Raw genomic sequence first — 5,956 nt, 5'->3', positions numbered from 1 at the left:
CTCGGCACCAGCGGCACGGTGTTCGGCGTCGCCGAGACCGGCGCGGCCGACGCCACCGGAGAGGTCGCCGGGTTCGCCGACGCCACCGGCCGGTTCCTGCCGCTGGCCTGCACCCTCAACGCCGCCCGCGTCCTCACCGCGACGGCGTCGATGCTCGGCGCGACGCTGAGCGAGTTCGACCGGCTCGCCCTGGCCGGCGAGCCCGGCGCCGAGGGCCTGACGTTCCTGCCCTACCTGGACGGCGAGCGCACCCCGAACCTGCCGGGCGCCACCGGCTCGCTCAGCGGCCTGACCAGGGCGAACATGACCCCACAGAACCTCGCGCGCAGTGCCGTCGAAGGCATGCTCTGCGGCCTCGCCGCCGGCCTCGACGCGGTCCGTGCGCACGGTCTCGACGTCCGCCGCGTGCTGCTGATCGGCGGCGGCGCGCAGTCGGCCGCCGTCCGCGCGGTGGCGCCGCTCGTGTTCGGCGTGCCCGTGCAGCTGCCCGAAGTCGCCGAGTACGTCGCCATCGGGGCGGCGCGGCAGGCAGCGTGGGCCCTGGCTTCCAGTGCGGAACCCCCGTCCTGGCAGGAAAACAAGAAAGCGCTCGAGCTGGACGAGCCGACCGAGGCGCAGCGCGCCGAGGGCCACCGGATCCAGCAGCGCCACCTCGAAGCCCGCGAAGCGGCGTACGGGGTCCGGCGGAATCTCGGAGAGGACTGACCGATGGCTTCCATCACCTACGACAAGGCGACCCGGCGCTACGCCGGTTCGGAGCGCCCCGCGGTCGACGCGCTGGACCTGGAGATCGCCGACGGCGAGTTCCTGGTGCTGGTCGGCCCGTCCGGCTGCGGCAAGTCGACCAGCCTGCGCATGCTCGCCGGCCTCGAGGACATCGACGAAGGCGCCGTCTGGATCGGCGACCGCGACGTCACCCAGCTGCCGCCGCGCTCGCGCGACATCGCGATGGTGTTCCAGAACTACGCGCTGTACCCGCACATGACGGTCGCGCAGAACATGGGCTTCGCGCTGAAGATCGCCGGCCGCCCCGCGTCCGAGATCAAGCAGAAGGTCCTGGAGGCCGCGAAGCTGCTGGACATCGAGCAGTACCTCGACCGCAAGCCGAAGGCGCTCTCCGGCGGTCAGCGCCAGCGCGTCGCGATGGGCCGCGCGATCGTCCGTGAGCCGCAGGTCTTCCTGATGGACGAGCCGCTGTCGAACCTGGACGCGAAGCTGCGTGTCTCGACGCGCACGCAGATCGCCGCGCTGCAGCGCCGCCTCGGCGTCACGACCGTGTACGTCACGCACGACCAGGTCGAGGCCATGACGATGGGTGACCGCGTCGCGGTGCTGTCGGACGGCCTGCTGCAGCAGTGCGACACCCCGCGCGCCCTGTACGACAAGCCCGCAAACGCTTTCGTCGCCGGGTTCATCGGCTCGCCCGCGATGAACCTCGTCACCGCGAAGCTCACCGCCGACGGTGCCGAGGTGGGTGGCGCGCGCGTGCCGCTGACCCGCGAGACCATCGCCGCCGCCGACGGCGACACCGTGACCCTCGGCTTCCGGCCGGAGGCCCTCGAGGTCGCCACCAGCGAGGACGGCACCCTGCCGGTCAAGGTGGACCTGGTCGAGGAGCTCGGCTCGGACGCCTACGTCTACGGCAAGCTCGCCGAGACCGACGCCGACGACAACAAGTCCAACGTCGTCGCCCGCGTCGACCCGCGCACGCCGCCCGCCATGGGCGACACCCTCCACCTGCGGATCCGCCCCGACGCGCTGCACGTGTTCTCCACCACGTCCGGGCTGCGCCTGCCCTGACCTCGGGTCATGGGAAACTGGAGGGCGTTATGACCTCCAGTTTCCCCCGGGCGCAGGTCGACATCGACCTCGACGCGATCCGCCACAACCTCACCCTGCTGGGCGCCCGCGCGCCCGGCGCCGAGGTGATGGCCGTAGTGAAGGCCGATGCCTACGGCCACGGCGCGCTGCCGGTCGCGCGCGCCGCGGTCGAGGCCGGCGCGAGCTGGCTCGGCACCTGCTCGCTCGGCGAAGCCCTCGCCCTGCGTGCGGCCGGGATCACCACCCGCCTGTTCAGCTGGCTGGACACCCCGGACGTCGACTTCGCGCCCGGCGTCGAAAACGACATCGACCTCGCCGCCAGCTCGATGGGTGAGCTACGCCGCATCGCCGCCGCGGCGAAACCGGGTACCCCGGCTCGTGTGCACCTCAAAATCGACACCGGGCTCTCGCGCAACGGCTGCCCGCCCGCCGCGTGGGCCGAGCTGGTCGAAGCGGCGGCCGCCGAACCGCGGGTCGAAGTCGTCGCGATCTGGTCCCACCTCGCGTGCGCGGACGAGCCCGAGCACCCCTCGATCGACATGCAGGCCAAGCGGTTCGCCGAGGCCTACGACGCCGCCCGCGCCGCCGGGCTCGACCCGAAGCGGCACCTGGCGAACTCCGCGGCCCTGCTCACCCGGCCGGACCTGCACTTCGACCTCGTCCGGCCCGGCATCGCGATGTACGGGCTCAACCCGGTCCCGCAGGCCGAAGACCTGCGCCCGGCCATGACGTTCCGGTCCGCGGTCGCGCTGGTCAAGCGCGTGGAAGCCGGCGAATCGGTGTCCTACGGGCACACCTGGACCACGCCGCGCGACACGAACCTGGCGCTGGTGCCGACCGGGTACGCCGATGGCGTCCCGCGGTCGCTGTCGGGCCGGATGGACGTGTGGCTCGGCGGGCAGCGGCGGCCGGTGGCCGGCCGCGTCTGCATGGACCAGCTCGTCGTCGACTGCGGTGACTACGAGCCGTCCGCCGGCGACGAGGTCGTGCTCTTCGGTCAGGGGACGCAGGGCGAGCCGACGGCCCGGGAATGGGCCGACAAGCTGGGCACCATCGACTACGAGATCGTCACCTCGATGTACCGCCCGCGGGTGCGGCGCCGGTATCTGGGGGAGCGCTCGTGACACCTTCACGTCGACTGCTGGCCATCGCCGGCGGGGTGGGGGCCGTGGCCACGGGGACCGCTGCCGCCGCTATCGCCGTCGCCGCGCAGCAGCGGCGGCACAGTGAGGATCCGTACGTGGACGAGCCGCTGGGGGAGCTGAAGCCGGACCGCACTTCCACGGTCGCGGCCGAGGACGGCACGCCGCTTTCGGTCGAGGAGATCGACCCGGAAGACGGCGGGGAACCGGAACTGACCGTCGTGGGCGTCCACGGCTTCGCGCTTTCGCGGCGCTGCTGGCACTTCCAGCGCCGCGACCTCGCGTCGCTGCGGCTGCCCCGCGTGCGGCAGGTGTACTACGACCACCGCAGCCACGGCCTGTCCGGCGCGGCCTCCGCGGAGACGTCGACGATCGAGCAGCTGGCGCGGGACCTCGACTGCGTGCTGCGGTCCGTGGTGCCCGACGGGCCCATCGTGCTGATGGGGCACTCGATGGGCGGCATGGTGATCATGGAGCTGGCCGCCGAGTTCCCCGAGCTCTTCGAAGACCGCGTCTGCGGCGTCGCGTTCATCGCGACGGCGGCGGGCGAAGTGGGCGCACGCGGGTTGCCGCGTTCGCTGCTCTCGAAGTACAACCCGCTGACGCGCGCCGCCGGCGGCCTCGCCGGCTGGCAGCCCGGGCTGGTGGAGTTCGTCCGCGCGGCCGGCGGCCAGCTGACGCGGCAGGCCGTGCGCCGGCTGGCGTTCGGCAGCCGGGACGTCGCGCCCCGGCTCGTCGACTTCATGCTCGAAATGCTGGAAGTGACGCCGGTGCGCGGGCTCGTCAACTTCGTCGACACCCTCGGCAGCCACAACCGGTACGCCGCGCTCGCCGGCCTGAAGCACGCGGAAGTGCTGGTCATCGGCGGCGATTCGGACCGGTTCACGCCGTTCGCGCACGCCGAGCGGATCGCGGCCGAGCTGCCCGACGCGGAGCTGGTGCGCGTCCGCGGCGCCGGCCACATGGTCCAGCTCGAGCAGCCCGAGCTGGTCAACAGCCATCTGATCGATCTCCTGCAACGCTGTTCCGGTGTGGACGGCGAAAACTCGTCCCGGCGAACCTGGTGGTGGCAGCGTTGAGTTTCGTTTTTCCCACGCCCGAAGAGACCATGGACTTCGGGCGCGCCCTCGGCCGCGCGTTGCGCGCGGGCGACCTGGTGCTGCTCGCGGGCCCGCTCGGCGCGGGCAAGACGACGCTGACCCGCGGCATCGCCGACGGCCTCGGCGTCGGCGGCCGGGTCAGCTCCCCGACGTTCGTCCTGGCCCGCGTCCACCCGGCCGGCGCGCCGGGCGTGCCCTTGGTGCACGTCGACGCGTACCGCCTGGGCGGCGACCTCTCCCAGCTCGACGACCTCGACCTGGACACGGACCTGGAGCGCTCGGCCATCGTGGTCGAGTGGGGCGAGGGATCCGCGGAGCGCCTTTCGGACGACTACCTGGTGGTCAGGCTGGACCGCCGCGAGGACGACGTCCGCGAGATCACCCTCGAACCGCACGGCACCTGGGCCGAGCGCCTCCCGGAGCTGGTGCGGGCGTAGCGCCGGCTGCTCAGCCGCCGTTGGACGGCTGGTAGGCCGGTGCCCGGAACGCCCTGGTGCCGGCGCCCGCGATCTTGTCGACCGCGCGCAGGAACTTCGGCCCCATCTTCGCGCTCGCCTGCCGGACCGGGTGCGTGGCCCCGAAGTCCTCCGGGTTCGCCTGGCCGTGCGCGAACATCGAGTAGATCAGCACCGGCTTGCCCACGGCGTCGAACATGATCCCCGCCTCGTTGCGGCCGTCGTTCAGCCAGCCCGCCTTCGTGGCGATCCTCGCCCGGTCGCCGGACGACATCTCACGGCGGACACCGTCGGTGAACGCCACCTGCGACCGCAGGATGGACAGCAGGTACTCCGTCGACGCCGGGCTCAGCAAGGTGCCCGCGACCAGCGCCTTCAGCAGGTCGTGGGTCTCGCGCGGAGTGGTCTGGCCGAGGAAGTAGCGGTTCGGGTTGGCCACCGGCGTGACCTGGGTCTTGGGGAAGCCCTTGGTCACCAGGATCTGGTTGATCTCGGCCGCCGGAACCACGAGCCCCACCAGCCGGACGCACGTGTCGTCCGAAACAGTGAGGAACAGCGACAGGACGTGGCCCAGCGTGAACGCGCTCGGGTACGCCTTGTCCAGGATGATGATGCCGTCGCCACCCGGCACGACGATGCTCTCCGGCACCTGGACCTGCTGGTCCAGGGTGAGCAGGCCACGGTCGATCTTGTCCATCAAGGTGACCGCGACGGCCACCTTGTTGACGCTGTACGCCTCGACGATCTCGTCGGACGCCACGTCGACGGCCACTCCGTCGGCCACGCTGATGTAGGAGTTCCAGATGCCGCCTGCCTCGGCGGCCGCGTCGTCGTAGACGCGCTTCACCTTCTGCCTGGCCCGGTCCGGTGTGGCCGGGCTGGCCTCGATGTCTGCTTCCTGCGCGAACGCGGGAGAGCCGGTCAGAACGCTTCCGGCGACGACAGCGGTCCCCAAGCCGAACGCCGCTCGCCTGTTGAGTCGGTACCCCATCGCAAGATCCAACCACGGATGGACCCGCCAAGACCTCGTGAGTGTTTAGTCGGGTTCTAACCCGACTAAACACTCACGAGGGCTTGACCACCGCCCGCGCCACCCCCAGGTCCACCAGGTCCTGGGGCCGCAGGTGCAGCCGGTTCGCGATGTCCGGGACCTCCGCCGCCGGTCGCTTGAGGATCGCCGCCGCGGCTTCCGGGGACGTCACCGAGAAGTACGCGTCCGGTGTCACCCACGTCGACTCCGCCGCGGCGAACGCCAGTGCGCCGCCCGAGCCGCCTTCGCCGATCACCAGCGTCGTCACCGGGATCGCCGCCGTCGCGACAGCTTCGAACATCGCCGCGATCGCCGCGCCCGCGCCCGCCTGCTCGGCGGCCGCGTCGTTGGCCGCGCCCGGGGTGTCGACCAGCGTCAGGACCGGGAAGCCCAGCCGCGACGCCAGCC

Annotated in this window: 7 protein-coding genes; 5 read left to right on the top strand and 2 right to left on the bottom strand. The window is 72.0% G+C overall.

The annotated features are described in order from the left end of the window. The 5 genes from G3I65_RS35115 to tsaE form a co-directional block, all read left to right on the top strand. Nucleotides 1-705: FGGY-family carbohydrate kinase (locus tag G3I65_RS35115; protein ID WP_240924601.1), on the top strand; the 705-nt coding region annotated here is incomplete at its 5' end. A 3-nt stretch (nucleotides 706-708) separates the two neighbouring features. Then, nucleotides 709-1,800 (top strand): ABC transporter ATP-binding protein, encoded by a 1,092-nt coding sequence (locus G3I65_RS35110; RefSeq protein WP_125307451.1) that lies wholly within the window; start codon nucleotides 709-711, stop codon nucleotides 1,798-1,800. Between the two features lie 29 nt (nucleotides 1,801-1,829). Then, nucleotides 1,830-2,945, top strand: coding sequence for an alanine racemase (gene alr / locus G3I65_RS35105; protein WP_160699912.1), 1,116 nt, complete (start codon nucleotides 1,830-1,832; stop codon nucleotides 2,943-2,945). After that, entirely contained in the window at nucleotides 2,942-4,042 is a 1,101-nt protein-coding gene (locus G3I65_RS35100; protein ID WP_163046807.1) for an alpha/beta fold hydrolase, read from the top strand. Before alr ends, G3I65_RS35100 begins: the two co-directional genes overlap by 4 nt. Beyond that, nucleotides 4,039-4,500: a tRNA (adenosine(37)-N6)-threonylcarbamoyltransferase complex ATPase subunit type 1 TsaE gene (gene tsaE / locus G3I65_RS35095; protein ID WP_163046806.1), complete on the top strand. Its 462-nt coding sequence runs from the start codon at nucleotides 4,039-4,041 to the stop codon at nucleotides 4,498-4,500. Before G3I65_RS35100 ends, tsaE begins: the two co-directional genes overlap by 4 nt. Nucleotides 4,501-4,510: 10 nt before the next feature. Here tsaE and G3I65_RS35090 read toward each other — a convergent pair whose 3' ends face one another. Both G3I65_RS35090 and G3I65_RS35085 read right to left on the bottom strand, forming a co-directional pair. Beyond that, nucleotides 4,511-5,473, bottom strand: a complete 963-nt coding sequence (locus tag G3I65_RS35090) for a serine hydrolase (RefSeq protein ID WP_160699913.1) — start codon at nucleotides 5,471-5,473, stop codon at nucleotides 4,511-4,513. Nucleotides 5,474-5,582: 109 nt separating this feature from the next. Further along, on the bottom strand, nucleotides 5,583-5,956 hold a 374-nt coding region (locus tag G3I65_RS35085; protein ID WP_275940184.1), incomplete at its 5' end, for a carboxyl transferase domain-containing protein.

The sequence above is a fragment of the Amycolatopsis sp. SID8362 genome (genome assembly GCF_010550475.1).
Lineage (GTDB): Bacteria > Actinomycetota > Actinomycetes > Mycobacteriales > Pseudonocardiaceae > Amycolatopsis > Amycolatopsis eburnea.
Note: the sequence above shows the minus strand (reverse complement) of the source record. Positions and strands in the feature narration are given on the sequence as shown.